We start from the raw sequence: 19,345 nt of genomic DNA, 5'->3' as shown, positions 1-19,345 counted from the left end.
TGGCTAGTTTTGCGTGGGTATCAACAATTCTATAGTCGGCGCCCAATGCTATTTGTAGCCCACCCCCTAAACAATTTCCGTTTATTTGCGCAATCACAGGTACGCTTAACGATTGCCAGCCCAGTACCACTTTTTGCGCTAGGTTTTGATTGCCAGGTAGCCATTTTAGCAACAGCCTAACAATGTTTAATGGTGAGGCCATCACTGCAGCCACATCAAGCCCTGAGCAAAAATGCTCACCATCACCTTTTATTACTACGGCGCGAACACTTTTATCTTTTTTTATACGTTTAATAGTGCTGTTTAATTGCATGAACATATCAAAGCTAAGTGCATTTTGTTTTTCTGCGCGGCTTAAAATAACGTTAGCAATGCCTTGTTGTATTTCTAGTTTTATCATTGCGCTCTCCTATTATTATATGTTTGAGCTTATGATGTACGCCTTACTAAGTAAAGTAACGGTTTGTTTTATAATAAAAAATAAATTGAATTATTTTTAACTTTTTTAGTCAGAGCACTTTGAATCTTATTTAAGCTTAACCGCGCATGAGCTGGTAACAAAAAAGTCATTATTTTTAGCTGTTTTTTCTCAAAACACAGATGAGTTTTGATATTATGTGCGCACTTAAAATGCATTGAGGTTTTACCCATGTCAGGCCCACGTTTATATAGCGAAGAAGAAGTTACCCATCAAGCGTACGATATTTTTTTAGAGCTGGCGCCAAATAATCTTAGCGAACAAGATGTTGAAGACTTTAACGAATACCGAGAAGAACTTGGGTTTATTGAAGAGGGCGAGCCTGATGAGCAATGGCAAAACTTTGTTGCACTTGAAATAGAGCCGGAGTTATTTGTGCAAGTGCTAGTGGGGTTAGAGTTTGAAAACGAAGATGTGTTATTTGCAAAAATTTTAATTAGCCGTGATAAAGACGCGCCGTTTTGTCATATTTTGTGGAAAGAAACAGAGCACGCTGAGTAAGCAGTTTTGTTTGTATGTGCAAGAGAGTTTACCGTGCATAAGTATTTACTATTCGTGTTTTTAATAATGAGCAGCCGCTGTTGGGCTGTTGATCCATTTGAAGACTTTCATGAATATGGACAACTCTCTGATGAAGAAATTCACGAGCTACATAAAGGCGAAATGCTCTATGGCGATACTGAATTTGGCTTGATTTTAAGTAAGGGTAATACTAACTCTACCAGCTTTAAGTTTAGAGGAAATTTATACCAAGACTTCGAAAATTGGCGTAACCAATTTAAATTAGACACCTTGTATAAACGAGATCAAAACGAAGATACAGGGCAAACCGATGTAACGGCAGACCGTATTTTTGTCTCTGCACAGGGTAACTACAAAGTGGGGGTTAAAAACTCTTCATTTTTTATTTATGGTGACTACGAAGAAGATAAATTTAGCGGCCTAGATTACAAAAGTACAGTGGCTACGGGCTATGGTGCCAGAGTTTACCAAGGTGTAAAAAATAAAGTAGATATTGATATTGGCCCAGGCTTATATCGCTCTGTCGCTGATGATGAATCAGAGGTAAGCGAAGAAGATGAAAACAAAACTGGTTATTTAGTACGTATTGCAATGCAGTGGGAGCGTTTGGTATCAAAGCGCACGCGCTTTAATCAAGATGTGAGTATTGAGCAGTCTTTGTCGGGGTTAAATTCGCGTTTGAAGTCAGAAACCGCTTTGATTAGCCAAGTTATAGGTGCGGTATCGTTAAAGTTTGCCTATATGTATCGTTATAATTCAAAACCTGAAGACGATAACCTTAAATACGACTCAGAATTAAGCGCCACGTTGGTGTACAGTTTTTAATAATAAAGAGAGCGTTATGTATCAGCATAAACAATATGCGGTGTTTATATTTTTTGTTTTAGCATGGATAGGCGGCTTTGTAGCCTTAGCCTGGAACTTAATGGGCGCCGATGTGCCATTAATGGTATTTGCCGGTGTATTGGTTTTAGTCGGTTTTTTGTTTCATGGTTTAACTGTAAAAGTTGACGAGCAAACAATTAGTTGGGCTTTTGGCCCTGGCGTTGCGGGGCAACGTTTAGCACTAGCCGACATAGTAGAGGCTAAAGCGGTGCAAAACTCTTACCGCCATGGTATTGGTATTCGTATTACGCATGATGGGTGGGTGTATTCTGTATCCGGGTTTAGTGCGCTACAGTTAACCTTAAAAGACGGTACTAAGTACCGAGTGGGAACAAACGATCAACAAGGCTTATTACGTGCGCTTGAGGGTAAAATAACACCCAGTGAAACCCCTTTAGAGGAACCGGCGCCAATAAAAACCGCGACCTACAACAATATGTTATAAAAAAAGCGCCTTAGGCGCTTTTTTTATAAACGGCGGTATGATTAGTGATCGTGACCACAACCGCCTTCACCGTGCACGTGGCCGTGCGCAAGCTCTTCTTCGGTTGCTTCGCGCACCTCTAAAATTTCTACATCAAAATTAAGGGTAATACCCGAAAGCGGGTGGTTGCCATCAACTATAACGTCTTCATCTTGAATCTCGATAATCATCACAGATTGATCACCATCATCAGTTGACGCTCTAAATTGCATACCCACTTCAATCTCCATGCCATCAAACATCGACTTAGGCACCGCTTGCATTAGGTTATCGTGACGTTCGCCGTAGCCTTCTTCAGGTTCTACTTTTACATTTAATGTATCACCGGCTTGCTTGCCTTGGAGTGCATTTTCAAGCCCTGGGATTAAGTAGCCTGTGCCAATAATAAAAACCAGTGGCTCGCCATCAAAAGAGTTATCAATGGTATTGCCATCGTTATCCAGTACTGAATAATGCATTTTTACTACTGTGTTTGGTGCAACGATCATAGTCATTCCTATTTATTCATCTTCAAGAGAGTAAGGTAGAGGCAGAATGCTTAGCTCTACCTGAGGGGTGTGCTTTGCACGAAGTACGTGTGTACTTGGTGTATCGTTTGGCAGCACAACAAGGCCAAATAAGGTTTGGCTATTTTCGTTATAGCTTTGGGCAATTAGTTTACCAGCGCGGCGCCAGTTTTCGCCCACTTGGGTTTCAAGCTCAGGCTCTTCAAGTAGGCCATCGCTTTTACCTGTAACAATATACATAGCGCGTTTGTTTTTACCTAGGTACTTCATACGGGCAACCGTTTCTTGGCCGGTGTAACAGCCTTTTTTAAAACTAATGCCGTTAATCGCTTGAAGGTTTACCATTTGTGGTACGTATTCGCCAATGGCGTCACTATTTAATTGTGGCTCGCCCGCTTTTATAGCGGCTTCTTGCCATAGTGCGCAGTTATCTAATGTAGACACATCATCTGGCATACTAAATTGGCTATCAACCATTAGTAAAACGCGATTTGGCGCTAATTTAAGGGCTTTACCACTTGGGAAGTCACAGGCCGTTTGGTCATCAGAAAAACGAATATCAAGTTTTTCTAGTACTGGGGTTAAATCGTCACTGATCAACCCGATTAATCTGTTCGTAGAAACATCAATATCTACTTTGGCAAACACAGCGTATTTTTTTAGCTCACTGAGCGACTTCTCTACCTCAGGCTGTGAACCTGCTAAGTAGTAGCTATCTTGGTGAGAAAATAATTTAAATACACCCCACAACTTGCCTTTGGCACTGCAGTGACCAGCCCATAAATAATTGCTGTTAGATAGTTTATTGAGATCTTGAGTGATTTGTCCGTGAAGATAAGACAATTTATCCGCACCGGTTAGGCTAATAAGTTGGTGAGATAACGGACATGCATAAACGCTCGACATAAAAACCTTCTGTGCAATACAAATGAGTAGACATAATAACGCAGTTATAACCTAGGGTACAGCAACGAAGGCGGGCAGTTTTTTATTATTTGAACACAGATTAATAGCTGCTAATTAGGCGGGTATTTGTTAAACTCGGGACAATTAAGTATGAGGTTTAAAATGACTGAAATTCATAGTAAAGCACGTATACGCTGGGCTTGTCGCCGCGGCATGTTAGAGTTAGATGTTTTGTTTATGCCATTTGTAGAGCAGGCGTATGATTCGTTAAATGCACAGCAACAGGCTGTATTTCAGCGTTTGCTAACCCAAGAAGACCCTGATTTATTTGCATGGTTTATGGGCCATGAAGAGTGTAAAGATGCTGAGCTTAATACCATGGTATCGCTAATTTTAGACCGAGTTCGTGTATAGGTTTACAGTAGTAAATAATAAAGCAGAACAGCGGCCAGTGGTGCTGTTTTTCTGCTTATTAAGTGTGGTATTGGGGCTTTATTTAAGCTCTTTTTTTAGCATTGTTGTTTGTATAACTGTAAATGCAATTGCGCTATGCTGGGTATGGCAAAAAATAGTGGCCATTCACCCTGAAAGTGGCGTTATTATTTTAGAGCCTAAGCAAATACGCTTCGAAAACGAAAGTTTAAAAGTTCAGGGGCAAATAACCCCTAAAACAAAAATATTAAATACCAGTGTGTGGTTACACATTAAAGGTTTTAATAAACGCCAATGGCTTATTATTTCAGCTAATGGCGTAAATAAGCAAAGCTACGCACGTTTAAAGCGCGCAGCATTGATTGCCATTAATGGCGAGGTGGAATCAAAATAGTGGGTGTTGGGTTTTCATTTTGCTCAGGGTAGTCAATTGTATAGTGAAGGCCACGGCTTTCTTTACGCTGCATTGCACTTCTAATTATCAGCTCGGCTACTTGCACTAAATTACGAAGCTCCAATAAGTTATTACTTACTCTAAAGTTTGCGTAATAATCATGTATTTCTTGTTGTAATAACTCAACACGGTGCAGTGCTCGTTCTAGGCGTTTAGTTGAGCGCACAATGCCTACATAATCCCACATAAATAACCGCAGTTCGTGCCAGTTATGGGTAATAACAATTTCTTCATCAGAATTACTGACTCGGCTTTCATCCCAGCTTGGCAGCGCAAGTGGTGCTGGCGCATGCTCAAGTTTACTTAAAATATCTTTAGCGGCAGCGTGAGCAAACACAATGCACTCTAATAATGAATTGCTCGCCATACGGTTAGCGCCGTGCAAACCTGTGTAGGCTACTTCGCCTACAGCGTATAAGTTGTCTAAATCGGTTTTACCGTTAAAGTCGCTCATTACACCGCCACACGTATAATGCGCGGCAGGAACAACCGGGATGGCTTCTTTGGTTATATCAAGCCCTACACTTAAACACTTTGCGTAAATAGTAGGGAAGTGCTCAATAATAAAGTCTTTATCTTTGTGGCTAATATCTAGGTATACACAATTTGCACCTAAACGCTTCATTTCAAAGTCGATAGCACGGGCTACTATGTCGCGCGGTGCCAGCTCTTCTCTATCGTCAAAGTCTTTCATAAAGCGAGTGCCGTCGGGGCGCTTTAAATACGCTCCTTCACCGCGCATAGCTTCGGTAATTAAGAAGTTTTGTAGCTCTGGATGATAAAGGCTAGTGGGGTGAAATTGGTTAAATTCCATATTGGCTACCCTACAGCCTGCACGCCACGCCATGGCAATACCGTCACCGCTAGATACATCAGGGTTTGAAGTGTACAAATACACCTTGCTTGCCCCCCCTGTTGCGAGCGCTACAAATTTAGCGGAAATAGTTTCTACTTTTTTTGCTTTTTTATTCCACACGTACATGCCATGAATATGCGAACCCGGCTTACCTAAGCTTTTATCACTAATCAAGTCGATGGCGTTGTATTGCTCGAGCAAGGTAATGTTTTTATGCGCTTTAACTTGGCTAATTAACGTGGTTTGTACGGCCTTACCAGTGGCATCGGCTGCATGTAAAATACGGCGATGGCTGTGTCCGCCTTCGCGGGTTAAATGAAAGCGCTCTTTTCCTTTGCTATCAAACTCCATGTCAAAAGGAACGCCTTGCTCAATGAGCCATTGTAAACACTGATGCGCATTACTTGCAGTATAATGCACAGCTTCTCGGTCACATAAACCACCGCCGGCATCAAGGGTATCTTCAACATGTGATTCTATGCTGTCGTTTTTTTTATCAAATACTGCGGCAATCCCGCCTTGTGCATACAGTGTAGAGCCTTCGGTGAGGGCACCTTTACTGATCACAGTAACATTACAATAGTTAGCTAAAGACAATGCAAGAGATAAGCCCGCCGCGCCGCTACCGATAATAGCGACATCAGCAATATGATGTTTATTTTGGTTCATGTCAGAGGTACTTTGCGGTTACAATGCTCAAATTAGAGCAATATTTGTTTTTAATAGTGTAGTTGTATCATATTTGTCATATTACTACGTAGTGATTTTAATGGCTTAGCGCCGTTATTTACGACTATTTTATAAAAAAATAATATTAAGCAGAACTTTTTATTCATAAAGAGGTCAGAGTATTTGTGAACAATGGCGACACTATGAATAACCAGCAAGAATCAAACAGAGGAGTACCGGCTCGAATGAGCGAGCAGGAATTAGATTTAGCGCTTGTAAAAAGGGTCCAGCAAGGAGATAAAAACGCCTTCAACCTATTAGTAAAGAAGTATCAGAACAAAATTGCAGGGTTAATTTCACGTTATGTGTCTAACCAAGGCGATATTGCAGATGTAGCACAAGAGGCATTTATTAAGGCCTACCGTGCACTTCCAAACTTTAGAGGTGATAGTGCCTTTTATACGTGGTTATACCGTATTGCCGTTAATTGTGCTAAAAATTATTTAGTAGCTCAGGGCCGTAAACCGCCAGCAAACGATATAGACGCTGAAGATGCCGAGTTTTATGACGGTGCGGATTCGATGCGTTCAAACGCATCGCCTGAAAATTTACTGTTAAGCGACGAAGTACGCGCTGTTATTTTTAATACGATTGATAGTTTGCCTGAAGACCTTAAAACCGCGATTACCCTAAGAGAAATCGAAGGGATGAGCTATGAAGAAATAGCCGTGGTAATGGATTGCCCTGTTGGGACAGTACGTTCGCGTATTTTTAGAGCCCGAGAAGCAATAGATAATAAATTAAACCCATTAATAGGCGAGTCTTAGTATGACAAAAGCACACGTTAACAAGTTGGATAGCGAAACGTTATCAGCATTACTTGACGGCGAACAACACCTTGCAGAGGGTAAAATTTCTGATCAGGATGTTGCTACGTTTGGTCGATATGCGCTAATTGGTGATGCGATGCGTGCTCAAAAAAATAACAACGACATACACATCGATATAAGCGATAACATCGCCTTAGCACTTGAAAGTGAGCCTGTGTATGCCGATTTCACCCAATCGACAGCAAACAAAGCTCCAGATACCGAGCACAGTGAAGCGCAGCAAGACAACAAAGTAGTGGCGTTTAATTGGCGTAAGCCGGTTGCACAACTTGCTATTGCTGCAAGCGTAGCTATGTTTGCCATTGTTGGCGTAAATACCTTGCCGCAAGGTGCGGGCGAGCAAGAAAGCGAAATTCCGCTTTTACAAACTACCCCATTAACAGGTATGGCATCGCCGGTGAGTTATTCATCAGAACCTGCTCTTGAAAACGCTGAGCAAGGTTTACGCGAATTACAGCAACAACGCATTGGCGCGTTAGTTTTAGAGCATCAACGTCAAGCACGTGTTGCACACTCTTTGCAAACAGCGCAAAATAGTGACAAAGCGCAAGAGGAAAAAAACTAATTAAATGAAAGTAATCACTTTTGTTCTGTCGTTGGTATTAAGCTTTAATGTTTTTGCTAACGACACAAATCCCGCCAAAGATTTATTACTAAACATGGCGAATGCAGTGCATACCCGTAATTTTGACGCCTCTTTTGTGGTGGTAAAGGGTAAAGCCATGGAACCTTACCGTTGGGTGCATGCAAAGCAAGGTGAAACAGAGCTTGAGCATTTAAGTTTACTTAATGGCGCGGGCTTAGAAATGGTGAGAATTAACGACCAAGTAACCTACTTTGAACCGCAATCGCAGCCATATTCTATAAATACAGACTCCATTGCTGGGCCAATACCTGAAGTATTATTTAAAGATATTGAAGCATTAAGCAGCCAATATGATTTTGTGCTAGGTGGTAAAGGCCGTATTGCAGGGCGAGCGGCGCAACTGGTGAGAATAGAATCAAAAGATGAATACAAATATAACTATTGGATTTGGCTTGATACAGAGTCATCGCTGTTATTAAAAGCCGCTTATGTTAACCACCAAGGTGAAGCATTAGAGCAGCTACAGTTAACCCATATTAGCGTAACAGAGCAACCAGCACCGATGATTTTAGAAGTGCTCAATCGTAATTTTCCAACGCCATTACCAGGTAACGCACTGAAAGGTGAAAAAAGCAATGCCACAAACTGGCGCATTGGTTGGTTACCTAATGGCTTTAAATTACTAAAGTCAGACCGCCATAAACTTGATTTAAATAACGAACTTACTGACTATTATTTATATTCTGATGGGTTTGTTGAAATTTCAGTTTTTGTACAGCGCCCCTTACCAGGTCGCCGCTTAAGCGGATCATTAACTTCTGGCGCAACGACAATTTATGTGCATAATGGCGGAAACTTTGATGTATCCGTTGTTGGTAATGTGCCAAGCCAAACCGCAAAGGCAATTGCTGAGTCAGTGACTCGCGCATTATAAACAATTCGTAAGGGTTGTTATGATTGAACAAACACTTACAGTGGTTGCCCTAGATGGCACCACTGCCCACTTAGAAGCCCAGCAAAAAAAAGCCTGCGAAGGGTGTAATGGTCGCTGTGGCTCGCAAGTCTTTGCCAAACTCTTTGGTAGCGATAAAAAAACCTTTCCATATCAATTTGATACTCCTGTAGAAGTGGGCCAAAAAGTAACGCTCTCATTAGATGATTCGCATCTAGTCAAACATGCTTTTGCTGTATACATGCTGCCTTTATTTTTAGGATTAACGCTTGCATTTATTAGTGCCGAATTACTACTTTTAGCGCAGGGATGGCAAATATTATTCGCCGCTTTGGGCGGTGTAGGTGGTTACTTTTTAGCCAAAAGCAAAGTAAAAACACTCAGGCATGATGTAAAAGTGATAAAAATTCATCCAATTAGCCTTCCTTTAACGCAAATAGATGGTGATTAAGGCCAATTAAATGTAAAATTGCCGTTTTATACCAGAGTAACTTGGAAATACAGGGTAAAAAGGCAATCAAAATTTGATTATCTAAAGCGCATTTAGCCACTTATATAGCACTTATACCCAATAAGTATTTTCAAGTCACTCAGGTGTTCGTACTTAGCCTATTAAAATAGAAGTTTAGAATCCAGTTTATGAAGCATATCCGTAATTTTTCGATCATCGCCCATATTGACCATGGTAAATCGACCCTTTCAGATCGTTTGATCCAGGTTTGTGGTGGCTTAACAGACCGCGAAATGCAAAAGCAAGTGTTAGATTCAATGGACATCGAGCGTGAGCGCGGTATTACCATTAAAGCGCAAAGTGTAACGCTTAACTACACTGCTAACGATGGCGAAACCTACCAACTTAACTTTATCGATACACCAGGGCACGTTGACTTTACTTATGAAGTTTCTCGCTCTTTAGCGGCATGTGAAGGTGCGCTTTTAGTTGTTGATGCCGGACAAGGTGTTGAAGCACAAACGCTGGCAAACTGTTATACCGCCATTGAAATGGATTTAGAAGTAATCCCTGTTTTAAATAAAATAGATTTACCGCAAGCCGATCCGCTTCGTGTAGCAGAAGAAATTGAAGACATTATTGGTATTGATGCCCTAGATGCTGTGCAATGTAGTGCAAAAACAGGTGTTGGTATTGCTGAAGTACTTGAGATGATTGTAAAGGATATCCCACCACCGGTAGGTGAAAAAGATCAACCTTTACAAGCGCTTATTATTGACTCGTGGTTTGACCCATACCAAGGTGTTGTATCACTAGTGCGTATTAAGCACGGTGAACTACGTGCCGGCGACAAAATAAAAATAATGTCGAACGAGCAAGTACATACAGCTGATCACGTGGGTATTTTTACCCCTAAACAAACCAACACGGGTATTTTACGTACCGGCGAAGTAGGGTTTGTTATTGCCGGTATTAAAGAAATACACGGCGCCCCAGTGGGCGATACGATTACGCATCAAAAAAATGCGGCACCAGTGCGTTTACCAGGCTTTCAAAAAATTAAGCCGCAAGTATATGCAGGTATGTTCCCAATTGCCTCTGATGATTATGAATCGTTCCGCGATGCGCTTAATAAACTAAGCTTAAATGATGCGTCGTTATTTTTTGAACCTGAAAATTCAACAGCACTGGGTTTTGGTTTCCGCTGTGGCTTTTTAGGTATGCTACACATGGAAATTATTCAAGAGCGTTTAGAGCGTGAATACGATATTGATTTAATTACCACGGCACCTACTGTAATCTACGAAGTAGTAACCAAAGAAGGTACGAGTCAAATTGATAACCCGTCTGACTTACCGGCGGTAAATGATATTGTTGAAATACGCGAACCAGTGGTAGAGGCAAACATACTTGTACCGCAAGAGTTTTTAGGTAGCGTTATTACTCTGTGTGTAGAAAAACGTGGTATGCAAACTAAAATGAGTTATCACGGCAAGCAAGTCGCTGTAACTTATGAGCTACCTATGGCTGAAGTGGTTATGGACTTTTTTGATAAATTAAAGTCAACCAGTCGTGGTTTTGCATCGCTTGATTACAACTTTAAGCACTTTCAAACATCAGACATGGTACGTGTTGATATACTTATCAATGGTGAACGTGTTGATGCACTCGCTATAATTGTTCACCGCGACAGTGCACAATCACGCGGCCGCCAACTTGCTGATGCGTTAAAAGAGCTTATTCCACGTCAAATGTTTGATATTGCGATTCAAGCTGCAATAGGACAACATGTTATTGCCCGTACCACGGTTAAGCAATTACGTAAAAATGTAATCGCTAAGTGTTACGGTGGTGACGTGAGTCGTAAGAAAAAGCTACTGCAAAAGCAAAAAGATGGTAAAAAACGAATGAAGCAATTGGGTAACGTAGAAGTACCGCAAGAAGCGTTTCTAGCTATTTTGAAAGTTGGTAAATAAAAACAAAGGATTATAGATGGCTGGTTATTTCTCAGTTTTATTGGTGTTATTAACGTTAGGCTCAGGTTTAATATGGTTAATTGACCACCTAATGTATGCGCCAAAAAGGCAAGAGCGTTTGGCGCTTGCCCAAACATCTGCCGGTGGCCAGCTTGATGAAGAAACAGCGGCGTTAATAGCACCTGAGCCGGCAATTACAGAAACTGCAAAATCGATTTTTCCGATGATTGCAGCTATTACTATTTTTAGGTCGTTTATTTTTGAGCCTTTTCAAATACCGTCAGGTTCAATGATGCCAACTCTGTTGGTAGGCGACTTTATTTTAGTACAAAAGTACTCGTACGGGATTAAAGACCCGGTATGGCGTAGCCAGCTTGTAGATGTAGGCGAGCCTGAACGCGGCGATATTGTTGTTTTTAAATACCCGTTAGATGAGCGAGTAGATTATATAAAACGTGCTATTGGTTTACCGGGCGATAAAATTGTTTATCGTGATAAGCGTTTATATATTCAACCTAATTGTAAAGAAGGCGAGACCCAGCAGGGTGACCTACTTTGTAATGAGTTTAATAAAATTGATTTTAAATTAATTAACGATAATGAGTTTAAACAAGGCCAAATGTCGCTTGCCCGAGTAAATGAAGATTTAACGACACTCAAGCACGACATTTTAATCAACCCACGCGCACCTGAACGTAAAGGGCGTTACTATCAGCAACCAGGGACTCCTTCGGATGAATGGACTGTACCAGCTGATCATTATTTTATGATGGGTGATAACCGCGACAACAGCCAAGATAGTCGCTTTTGGGGCTTTGTACCAAAAGAAAACTTGGTGGGTAAAGCTGTCTTTATATGGATGAGTTTTGAATTTGAGAATGGCCCAGATGATGTTTTACCAGGATGGGTTCCAACTGGTGTTCGTTTTGAACGCCTAGGTAATATTCAGTAACAATGAAAAAAAATGTAACAGAATTATATAAACGAATTGGCTACGAATTTGCTGATCAAGGTTTACTTGAGCAGGCAATGACGCACCGCAGTCATAAAGGTCAACACAACGAACGCTTAGAGTTTTTAGGCGATTCAATTTTGAGCTTTGTTATTGCCAATGCTTTGTACGACAAATTTCCAAAAGCGCGTGAAGGCGATTTAAGCCGTATGCGCTCTACGCTTGTGCGTGGCCAAACACTTGCTGAATTTGGGCTAGAGTTTGGTTTAGGTGACTACTTGCGCCTTGGGCCGGGTGAGTTAAAAAGCGGTGGTTTTCGTCGTGAATCAACATTAGCTGATGCTGTAGAAGCCATTATAGGGGCTGTGTTTTTAGACTCAAACATAGACCGCTGTGGCGAGCTAATTTTAGCGTGGTACGAATCTCGACTTGATGCTATTTCACCAGGGCTTAATCAAAAAGATCCTAAGACCTTGCTGCAAGAGTATCTACAAGCGCGTAAGTTATCTTTACCGGGCTACACCGTTGTTGATACCAAAGGTCAAGCGCACAATCAAACGTTCACGGTTGAATGTATAGTTGAAGGTATGGATAGCATTATTTCTGTTGGTAGCTCGCGCCGTAAAGCCGAACAAAAAGCTGCCGAAAAAGCATTGAAGATACTAAAAAATGAATCTTGATACCTTAATACAGCCTCATGAAGGTGATATTGATACGTTTTGTGGCATGGTTGCCATTGTTGGCCGCCCTAATGTAGGTAAATCAACATTGCTTAATGAAATCATTGAGCAAAAAGTAAGTATTACCTCGCGCAAGCCACAAACAACTCGCCACCGTATTATGGGTATTCATACAGAAGGGCAACACCAAGCTGTTTATATTGATACGCCGGGCTTACACGTTGAAGAAAAGCGCGCTATTAACCGCTTAATGAACCGTGCTGCATCGAGTTCAATTGGTGATGTCGAGCTTATTATTTTTGTTGTTGAGGGCACTCACTGGAATGCCGATGACGAAATGGTACTTAATAAAGTATCGCAAAGTGGTAAGCCTGTTTTACTTGTTATTAATAAAATAGACCAAGTAAAAGACCGCGACTTAGTATTACCGCATATGAAGATGCTTGGCGACAAGTTTGATTTTGTGGGCATTATGCCGGTATCGGCAACGCAAGGTAAAAACGTTGATTTAATTAAAGCCGAAGTAACTAAACGCTTACCACCGTGCGAATTTTACTTTCCTGATGACTATGTCACCGACCGCTCAATGCGTTTTATGGCGGNCTGCCATATTCTGTTACTGTAGAAATTGAGCAGTTTAAATGGCAAGAAAACGGTGTTTGGCATATCAACGGGTTAATTCTTGTTGAGCGTGAAACCCAAAAACGCATGGTAATAGGTAACAAAGGCGAAAAGCTTAAAGTGATTGGCCGTGAAGCCCGTAAAGACCTTGAAGAAATGCTCGATAACAAAGTGTTTTTAGAGCTTTGGGTTAAAGTTAAATCGGGTTGGGCAGATGATGAACGTGCCTTAAGAAGTTTAGGTTATGGCGAAGATTAACCTGCATTTAACCAACTAATATGGATAGCGACTTCTACACAGCGTACCTATTACATCGGCGTCCTTATAGCGACTCCCAAGTAATGCTCGATATGCTGGTAGAAGGCGTAGGCCAGCTTAGAATGCTAGCCAGAGTGAGTGGTCGCCAGGCCACTAAACACAAAGCACAATTACAGCCTTTTCAGGCACTGCTTGTTCATTACAGTGGCAAGTACGATTTAAAATACATAAATAAATTTGAGCTACATGGTAATCCTTTATATTTAACTAAGGATAAGCTTTACTGTGGCTTTTATTTAAATGAGCTGACTAACCGCATTGTGCCGGTAAACGAGCCACTTGAACAAGTGTTTGAGCTTTACAAAACTCACCTAGAGAACTTAAATAGCGATGTCGATTTACAGTCGGTGCTGCGCTCATACGAATTTCAATTATTAGAGCTGTTGGGCTATGGCGTCGACTTTAGCTTTGATGCCAGTGGTGAGCCAATTGATGAAAGACAAACGTATAGTTACTTTCCTGAGTTGGGTTTTTTGATGCAACAAGATACGCGCTCAGGGTTTAGCGGCGCGCAGCTCAAAGCGATTGCTAATCATGATTTTAGCCAAAGCGATGTACTCTATATGGCAAAACAATTAAGCCGTTATTTACTAAAACCTTTACTGGGTAATAAACCATTAAAAAGCCGTGAATTATTTATGGCCTCTCAATAAACATATTTTACAGGTAACAAAATGAAAGACATTCTTTTAGGCGTAAACGTTGATCATATTGCAACGCTTCGCCAAGCGCGTGGTACATCATACCCAGACCCAGCACATGCAGCCAGTGTGGCAGAGCACGCCGGTGCAGATGGTATTACTATTCATTTGCGTGAAGACCGTCGCCATATTCAAGACCGCGATGTATACGTAATGGCTAAAACGATTCAAACGCGTATGAATCTTGAAACAGCAGTTACAGATGAAATGATTAACATTGCCCTTGAAGTAAAGCCTGAGTACGTATGTTTAGTACCTGAAAAACGTGAAGAGCTTACGACCGAAGGCGGCCTAGATGTGGCTGGTAACGTAGATAAAATTAAATCGGCCACTAAAACACTGACTGATGCGGGTATTAAAGTGTCATTATTTATTGATGCCGATAAAGCACAGTTAGATGCAGCTAAGGCGTGTGGTGCACCGTATGTAGAAATTCATACCGGCGCGTATGCAGATGCCACTAATGATGAAGATTTACATAAAGAGCTTGAGCACATACGAGAGGGTGTAAAATACGCGGCGAGCTTAGGCTTAATTGTAAATGCAGGGCATGGCCTTCATTATCATAACGTAAAACCTATTGCTGCAATGCCTGAAATTTATGAGCTTAACATTGGCCACGCTATTATTGCGCGCGCAGCTATTGATGGCCTTGAAAAAGCAGTACGCGACATGAAACGTCTTATGATTGAGGCAAGGTTATAAATTTAACCCCATGGTGGCACCATTTCATAGAAATACTTAATTAAGTAAAATGATATTAAAACCTGTTAAAAGCGCATTTACTGCGCTTTTTTATTACGTGTTTTTTAGCGTTGATGCTCAGTAGCACTTGCATCTGCCATGAGGTTTTCCAGCTCATCCTGAAGCTCAAATAGTTCAGGCTCAACGTTACCTAGCACGCAATCACTTTTAAGTGAGGTTTCTATGGTTTCTGCCAGTGATTTAAGCTTAGGCACACCGGTATAACAGCACGCGCCATGGAATTTGTGGATAACACTTAATACCGTTTGGCAATCGTTTTGCTCAATAGCTTCGTTGAGCTGCGAGAGTGTCTCTGGCACACTTTGTAATAGCATATTGAGCATTTCCAGCGCCAGCTCACCTTTGCCCCCTGCACGTTGTAGCGCAAGCGACCAATCTAAGCAGTTACTTTCAAATGGAGCTGGGCTTTGTGACGTTACACTTTTAATTTTGTCGCGGCTTACGGGCGATTGCGGACTATGATCGCAAATAATTTGGCTCAGCATGTCCTCATCAATAGGCTTAGTTAAATAGCCTTTAAAGCCATCTTTTAATAGCTGCTCTTTTTCGCTGTGCAGTGCATGCGCGGTTACCGCAATAATAGGTGTGTCTTCGTTTAAAGAAGACTCCTTAATAAGTTTACACGCGGTAATGCCATCCATAATCGGCATTTGTATGTCCATAAATATAACATCGTACTTATGGCTTTTACTTAAACTGTAGGCTTGTGAACCATTGTAGGCCGTATCTATAAATTCAACTTGCTCTTTTAACAAGGTGCAAATAAGTTTTAAGTTTGCATCGTTGTCATCTACCACCAGTACTTTTAATGGCAATAATGTTTGATCGCTTGGCTCAATATTTAAGGTTGGATGATCAAGGCGATAAGGCGCAGCCAGTACTTCACATAATTTACGATGATTAAGCGGCTTACTTAAGCACGCATCGGCGCCGCTGCCAATAAACGCTTCGCGCATATTATGCGAAACAGTATTGAGCATAAGGTATAAATAATCGCACGACTCGCGAACCATATTTACATAGCTCTTAAGTCGCTGCATATCATCTACCGATGCCATATCACCAATAATACAAATATCGTACTTGAACATTTTATGTTTGATGGCGTCTAAAAACGCTGCTTCATTAAAACAGGCGGTTACAACCGCTTCCCACTCGTTTAATACAGAAAGCACAGAGTGGTGCGTATGCTCGTGTGGCTCTAGGTATAATATGCGTTTACCAATAAGTGATTTAGAAGGTAAGTCGTTACTAAAGGTATGATCAGGCAACCTAAACACACCATTAAAGGTAAAACAGGTGCCGCTTCCCGGGGCTGAATTTAGCGTTATTCGGCCATTCATAGCCTCTACAATGTGTTTGGTAATAATGAGACCTAAACCAGTGCCGCCAAATTTACGGGTAATGGAGGAATCTGCTTGGCCAAATGCAGTAAATAACGCATCTTGCTTATCCATTGGAATACCCACACCGGTATCGGTTACTGATACTAAAATAGAGGCGCGGTCTTCATCTAATAAGCGGTAGCTTATATCAACTTTTATAGAGCCTTTTTCAGTAAACTTAATGGCATTACTTAACAAGTTAATAAGAACTTGTTTAAGGCGAGTGGGGTCACCGGTTAAATCATCAGGCACTTGTGGGTTGATATAAATAGATAGCTCAAGTTGTTTTTCATGCGCCGAGGGAGCTAATAATGTCATAACCTCGTTTACGCTATCGCGTAGTTGAAACTGGATTGATTCAAGCTCCATTGCGCCTGCTTCAAGTTTAGAAAAATCTAAAATATCGCTAATAATCGTCAATAAACTATTGGCAGAAAGCTCTATGGTATCGAGGTAGTCTTTTTGATGTTTATTTAAAGGTGTTTTATACAATTGGCGCGTAAAGCCAATAACCCCATTAAGCGGGGTGCGTAACTCGTGACTCATTTTAGCTAAAAAGTCGGACTTAACGCGGTTAGCATCTTGCGCCTCTTTTTTGGCCATGGTTAGCTGAATATTTGAGGTTTCGTATTGCTCTAGGGTTTCGCGGTAATCACTCGTGGCCTGATCAATATTTTTCTGCATTTCGTCTTTTTGCATAACCATAGTGTGGGCTATGGTATTAAGCCCTTCACGCAAAAGTTCAAATTCGCCCATCATGGTGTCGTTTAAACCCGTGTCTCTTTTACCTTCAACTAGTTTGTCGGTGGCAAGTACTAACTTATTAAGCGGGTTCATAAACATACGGCTAAGCTTAAGCGCTAAAATAGATGCCAATATTATTGAAAATAAAATAACAATGCCGCTAATTAAAACCGCTCGTTGCTGGCCTATAATCGCTTGGTCTTTATTAAGCTGTAAAATAACGGTGCCAAGCGGGGTTTGAAAATCATTAATATCCCATTTTGATACCGGCGCAGAGTGATTAAAAATTGGAGTATAGAACGTGATTAACTCTTCTGATTTATTAATTTTTGTTGTGTGAAGATTTTCAATTTGTTCTTTTTGAGTTAGTTCATCAAACGAGCGATGATAGTTACTGGTCATAATAAGCTGATTGCTGGTATCAAAAATAGCAATCGATTTAATGGTTGGGGAGTGCTTATTGTGTGTGTAACTAATCAGACGGTTGAGCAGCTTTTTATTTTTTTCAAGTAAAGGCTGCTCTAAAGCAATTGCTAAAGGTTCAGATATTGAGCTGCCTTGTTGATATAAAATTTCATCAAGCTCAATGTAACGATTTATTGTAAAATAGCCGCCAAGTAACAAACCAATGATCACTGTGGGAATCAAGGTTAAGGTTAAAACAGAATCACGTAAGCCTAATTTGGTCATAATGGAAGCGTTATTATCATTATTAGTATGGATCGAGTATATACGGTTCATCGGCTATTCTCAAAGCATCTGATTTGCTTATACGTAATACAAAATTTAAGGTAATGCCGCATGGCGCAAATTTTTAAAGCAAAGAAAAAACCACTTAAACAGCAAACACTCACACTTAATATTACGGCCATGGATCATCAAGGGCGGGGCGTTGCCAAACACAATAATAAAGTGTGCTTTGTAAGCGGCGCTTTAATGAATGAAAAAGTAACGGCAAGCCTAATAGAAGATAAAGCCAAATACAGTAGTGCAAAGCTGGTTAAGGTTATTAATCCAAGCGATGCACGCACGCAGCCTTTTTGTCAGCATTATAATCACTGTGGTGGTTGCCAGTTGCAGCACCTAGAAATAAATCAGCAAGTGGCTGAAAAGCAAAATGCAGTGACGCAACTGTTTCAAAAATTTGCCAAATTAAGCGACTTAAATTGGCAAGCGCCTCTTTTAAGTAAGCCCACTCATTACAGACGCAGTGCGCGTATTGCCGTAATGTATGATAAAGCCGCTAAAAAAATGCGAGTTGGGTATCGTGCGCCTAGCTCTAAAAATGTGATTAGTATTGAGCAATGTGATGTGCTTAGTAAGGCATTTACTAACGTATTTAGTATTTTTGAAAGGCTTATTAATCAATATAAAGCGCTACACAGTATAAGTCATTTACAGTTGTGCCAAAACGAGGCTGGGAACTTTATTGTTATTCGCCATACTAAAGCGATACCAGATGAAGCCAAAAGCTACATACAAGAAGCAGCAAACGCACAGCAGTGGTTAATTACCTGGCAAGACAACAGCGATGTTATAGAGCAGGCTCATTTGCCTACGCCGTATTATTTTTTAGAAAAGTTTAATTTAAAATTCGAATTTGGCCTTGGTAATTTTATTCAAGTAAATGACGAAGTTAACCAAGCTATGTTAGCTCAGTCGGTAAATTGGCTTAACTTGCAAGGAAACGAGCAAGTATTGGATTTATTTTGTGGTATTGGTAACTTTTCATTAGTGCTAGCCCAGCATGCTAAATCGGTTATTGGAGTAGAAGGGATTGCATCGGCGGTTGCAATGGCGACGCAAAATGCGCAAACTAACTCTATCACTAATGCGCACTTTCATTGTTTTGATTTAACGCAAAAAATTGAAACAGCACAATGGTTTAATAAGGCGCTAGACGTATTAGTATTAGACCCTTCTCGCACAGGTGCTATGGCTGTTTTAGAGCAACTACCTTTAAAGCAGTTTAAAACCATTTTATACGTCTCTTGCGATCCTGTTACTTTAGCCCGTGACAGTGCAATTATTTCGCAAGCAGGCTTTGAAGTTACTAAAATTGGGCTAATGAATATGTTTCCACATACAGGACACATAGAAACAATGGCGTTATTTCAACGGAGGTAAAGCGT

At 40.9% G+C, this 19,345-nt stretch carries 20 protein-coding genes and 1 pseudogene; 16 read left to right on the top strand and 5 right to left on the bottom strand.

What is annotated here, in order from left to right; genetic code table 11:
- On the bottom strand, positions 1-400 hold a 400-nt coding region (locus L650_RS0101600; protein ID WP_029771933.1), incomplete at its 3' end, for an enoyl-CoA hydratase-related protein.
- A 249-nt stretch (positions 401-649) separates the two neighbouring features.
- On the opposite strand from L650_RS0101600, the gene L650_RS0101590 reads away from it, so the two are divergent.
- The 3 genes from L650_RS0101590 to L650_RS0101580 all read left to right on the top strand — a co-directional run bounded on the left by L650_RS0101590 (position 650) and on the right by L650_RS0101580 (position 2,330).
- Positions 650-979: an HI1450 family dsDNA-mimic protein gene (locus tag L650_RS0101590; protein ID WP_029771932.1), complete on the top strand. Its 330-nt coding sequence runs from the start codon at positions 650-652 to the stop codon at positions 977-979.
- Positions 980-1,045: 66 nt separating this feature from the next.
- Complete coding sequence (locus tag L650_RS0101585; RefSeq protein WP_276537847.1) at positions 1,046-1,825, top strand: DUF481 domain-containing protein; 780 nt, start codon at positions 1,046-1,048, stop codon at positions 1,823-1,825.
- A 16-nt stretch (positions 1,826-1,841) separates the two neighbouring features.
- On the top strand, positions 1,842-2,330 hold the full coding sequence (locus L650_RS0101580) for a hypothetical protein (RefSeq protein ID WP_004586216.1): 489 nt from the start codon (positions 1,842-1,844) through the stop codon (positions 2,328-2,330).
- 41 nt (positions 2,331-2,371) lie between these two features.
- Here the strand turns inward: L650_RS0101580 and L650_RS0101575 are convergent, their stop codons facing one another.
- Complete coding sequence (locus L650_RS0101575; protein ID WP_004586217.1) at positions 2,372-2,857, bottom strand: peptidylprolyl isomerase; 486 nt, start codon at positions 2,855-2,857, stop codon at positions 2,372-2,374.
- Between the two features lie 12 nt (positions 2,858-2,869).
- Entirely contained in the window at positions 2,870-3,781 is a 912-nt protein-coding gene (locus L650_RS0101570; protein WP_004586218.1) for a YgfZ/GcvT domain-containing protein, read from the bottom strand.
- 162 nt (positions 3,782-3,943) lie between these two features.
- Here L650_RS0101570 and L650_RS0101565 point away from each other — a divergent pair, with 162 nt between their 5' ends.
- Positions 3,944-4,195: a succinate dehydrogenase assembly factor 2 gene (locus L650_RS0101565; RefSeq protein WP_004586219.1), complete on the top strand. Its 252-nt coding sequence runs from the start codon at positions 3,944-3,946 to the stop codon at positions 4,193-4,195.
- On the top strand, positions 4,188-4,607 hold the full coding sequence (locus tag L650_RS0101560) for a hypothetical protein (RefSeq protein WP_085065394.1): 420 nt from the start codon (positions 4,188-4,190) through the stop codon (positions 4,605-4,607). The genes L650_RS0101565 and L650_RS0101560 overlap by 8 nt, the downstream gene beginning before the upstream one ends.
- On the opposite strand, the gene nadB is transcribed toward L650_RS0101560, so the two are convergent.
- Complete coding sequence (gene nadB, locus L650_RS0101555; RefSeq protein ID WP_024033085.1) at positions 4,582-6,192, bottom strand: L-aspartate oxidase; 1,611 nt, start codon at positions 6,190-6,192, stop codon at positions 4,582-4,584. The genes L650_RS0101560 and nadB overlap by 26 nt on opposite strands.
- Positions 6,193-6,437: 245 nt before the next feature.
- Here nadB and rpoE point away from each other — a divergent pair, with 245 nt between their 5' ends.
- The 10 genes and pseudogenes from rpoE (at position 6,438) to pdxJ (ending at position 15,024) form a co-directional block, all read left to right on the top strand.
- Entirely contained in the window at positions 6,438-7,019 is a 582-nt protein-coding gene (rpoE, locus tag L650_RS0101550) for an RNA polymerase sigma factor RpoE (protein WP_004586222.1), read from the top strand.
- Position 7,020: 1 nt separating this feature from the next.
- Positions 7,021-7,647: a sigma-E factor negative regulatory protein gene (locus L650_RS0101545; protein ID WP_024033083.1), complete on the top strand. Its 627-nt coding sequence runs from the start codon at positions 7,021-7,023 to the stop codon at positions 7,645-7,647.
- 4 nt (positions 7,648-7,651) lie between these two features.
- The gene (locus tag L650_RS0101540; RefSeq protein ID WP_029771929.1) at positions 7,652-8,602 is read left to right on the top strand and encodes a MucB/RseB C-terminal domain-containing protein; all 951 of its coding nucleotides are present in this window, start codon (positions 7,652-7,654) and stop codon (positions 8,600-8,602) included.
- A 19-nt stretch (positions 8,603-8,621) separates the two neighbouring features.
- On the top strand, positions 8,622-9,071 hold the full coding sequence (locus tag L650_RS0101535) for a SoxR reducing system RseC family protein (RefSeq protein ID WP_004586225.1): 450 nt from the start codon (positions 8,622-8,624) through the stop codon (positions 9,069-9,071).
- A 188-nt stretch (positions 9,072-9,259) separates the two neighbouring features.
- Entirely contained in the window at positions 9,260-11,047 is a 1,788-nt protein-coding gene (lepA, locus tag L650_RS0101530) for a translation elongation factor 4 (protein WP_029771928.1), read from the top strand.
- Between the two features lie 16 nt (positions 11,048-11,063).
- On the top strand, positions 11,064-11,999 hold the full coding sequence (lepB, locus tag L650_RS0101525) for a signal peptidase I (protein WP_004586227.1): 936 nt from the start codon (positions 11,064-11,066) through the stop codon (positions 11,997-11,999).
- Between the two features lie 2 nt (positions 12,000-12,001).
- Positions 12,002-12,679 (top strand): ribonuclease III, encoded by a 678-nt coding sequence (gene rnc, locus L650_RS0101520; protein WP_004586228.1) that lies wholly within the window; start codon positions 12,002-12,004, stop codon positions 12,677-12,679.
- Positions 12,669-13,558, top strand: a pseudogene (gene era / locus L650_RS0101515) (GTPase Era). Before rnc ends, era begins: the two are co-directional and overlap by 11 nt.
- A gap of 20 nt (positions 13,559-13,578) precedes the next feature.
- A complete protein-coding gene (gene recO / locus L650_RS0101510) occupies positions 13,579-14,271 on the top strand; it encodes a DNA repair protein RecO (RefSeq protein ID WP_024033080.1) in 693 nt (230 codons plus the stop codon).
- Positions 14,272-14,292: 21 nt separating this feature from the next.
- Positions 14,293-15,024: a pyridoxine 5'-phosphate synthase gene (pdxJ, locus tag L650_RS0101505; protein ID WP_029771927.1), complete on the top strand. Its 732-nt coding sequence runs from the start codon at positions 14,293-14,295 to the stop codon at positions 15,022-15,024.
- A gap of 104 nt (positions 15,025-15,128) precedes the next feature.
- Here pdxJ and barA read toward each other — a convergent pair whose 3' ends face one another.
- Positions 15,129-17,903, bottom strand: coding sequence for a two-component sensor histidine kinase BarA (barA, locus tag L650_RS0101500; RefSeq protein WP_029771926.1), 2,775 nt, complete (start codon positions 17,901-17,903; stop codon positions 15,129-15,131).
- Between the two features lie 111 nt (positions 17,904-18,014).
- Between barA and rlmD the strand changes: the two genes are divergently transcribed.
- A complete protein-coding gene (gene rlmD / locus L650_RS0101495; protein WP_029771925.1) occupies positions 18,015-19,340 on the top strand; it encodes a 23S rRNA (uracil(1939)-C(5))-methyltransferase RlmD in 1,326 nt (441 codons plus the stop codon).
- The last annotated feature ends 5 nt before the right edge of the window (positions 19,341-19,345 follow it).

It is taken from the genome of Pseudoalteromonas sp. TB51 (assembly GCF_000498055.1).
Classification (GTDB): Bacteria; Pseudomonadota; Gammaproteobacteria; order Enterobacterales; family Alteromonadaceae; genus Pseudoalteromonas; species Pseudoalteromonas atlantica.
Note: the sequence above shows the minus strand (reverse complement) of the source record. Positions and strands in the feature narration are given on the sequence as shown.

Excerpts from the sequence above, each read along its gene's own strand:
- L650_RS0101590 (WP_029771932.1), top strand. The coding sequence starts at position 650 with ATGTCAGGCCCACGTTTATATAGCGAAGAAGAAGTTACCCATCAAGCG.
- L650_RS0101585 (WP_276537847.1), top strand. The coding sequence starts at position 1,046 with ATGAGCAGCCGCTGTTGGGCTGTTGATCCATTTGAAGACTTTCATGAA.
- L650_RS0101580 (WP_004586216.1), top strand. The coding sequence starts at position 1,842 with ATGTATCAGCATAAACAATATGCGGTGTTTATATTTTTTGTTTTAGCA.
- L650_RS0101575 (WP_004586217.1), bottom strand. The coding sequence starts at position 2,857 with ATGATCGTTGCACCAAACACAGTAGTAAAAATGCATTATTCAGTACTG.
- L650_RS0101570 (WP_004586218.1), bottom strand. The coding sequence starts at position 3,781 with ATGTCGAGCGTTTATGCATGTCCGTTATCTCACCAACTTATTAGCCTA.
- L650_RS0101565 (WP_004586219.1), top strand. The coding sequence starts at position 3,944 with ATGACTGAAATTCATAGTAAAGCACGTATACGCTGGGCTTGTCGCCGC.
- nadB (WP_024033085.1), bottom strand. The coding sequence starts at position 6,192 with ATGAACCAAAATAAACATCATATTGCTGATGTCGCTATTATCGGTAGC.
- rpoE (WP_004586222.1), top strand. The coding sequence starts at position 6,438 with ATGAGCGAGCAGGAATTAGATTTAGCGCTTGTAAAAAGGGTCCAGCAA.
- L650_RS0101545 (WP_024033083.1), top strand. The coding sequence starts at position 7,021 with ATGACAAAAGCACACGTTAACAAGTTGGATAGCGAAACGTTATCAGCA.
- L650_RS0101540 (WP_029771929.1), top strand. The coding sequence starts at position 7,652 with ATGAAAGTAATCACTTTTGTTCTGTCGTTGGTATTAAGCTTTAATGTT.
- L650_RS0101535 (WP_004586225.1), top strand. The coding sequence starts at position 8,622 with ATGATTGAACAAACACTTACAGTGGTTGCCCTAGATGGCACCACTGCC.
- lepA (WP_029771928.1), top strand. The coding sequence starts at position 9,260 with ATGAAGCATATCCGTAATTTTTCGATCATCGCCCATATTGACCATGGT.
- lepB (WP_004586227.1), top strand. The coding sequence starts at position 11,064 with ATGGCTGGTTATTTCTCAGTTTTATTGGTGTTATTAACGTTAGGCTCA.
- rnc (WP_004586228.1), top strand. The coding sequence starts at position 12,002 with ATGAAAAAAAATGTAACAGAATTATATAAACGAATTGGCTACGAATTT.
- recO (WP_024033080.1), top strand. The coding sequence starts at position 13,579 with ATGGATAGCGACTTCTACACAGCGTACCTATTACATCGGCGTCCTTAT.
- pdxJ (WP_029771927.1), top strand. The coding sequence starts at position 14,293 with ATGAAAGACATTCTTTTAGGCGTAAACGTTGATCATATTGCAACGCTT.
- barA (WP_029771926.1), bottom strand. The coding sequence starts at position 17,903 with ATGACCAAATTAGGCTTACGTGATTCTGTTTTAACCTTAACCTTGATT.
- rlmD (WP_029771925.1), top strand. The coding sequence starts at position 18,015 with ATGGCGCAAATTTTTAAAGCAAAGAAAAAACCACTTAAACAGCAAACA.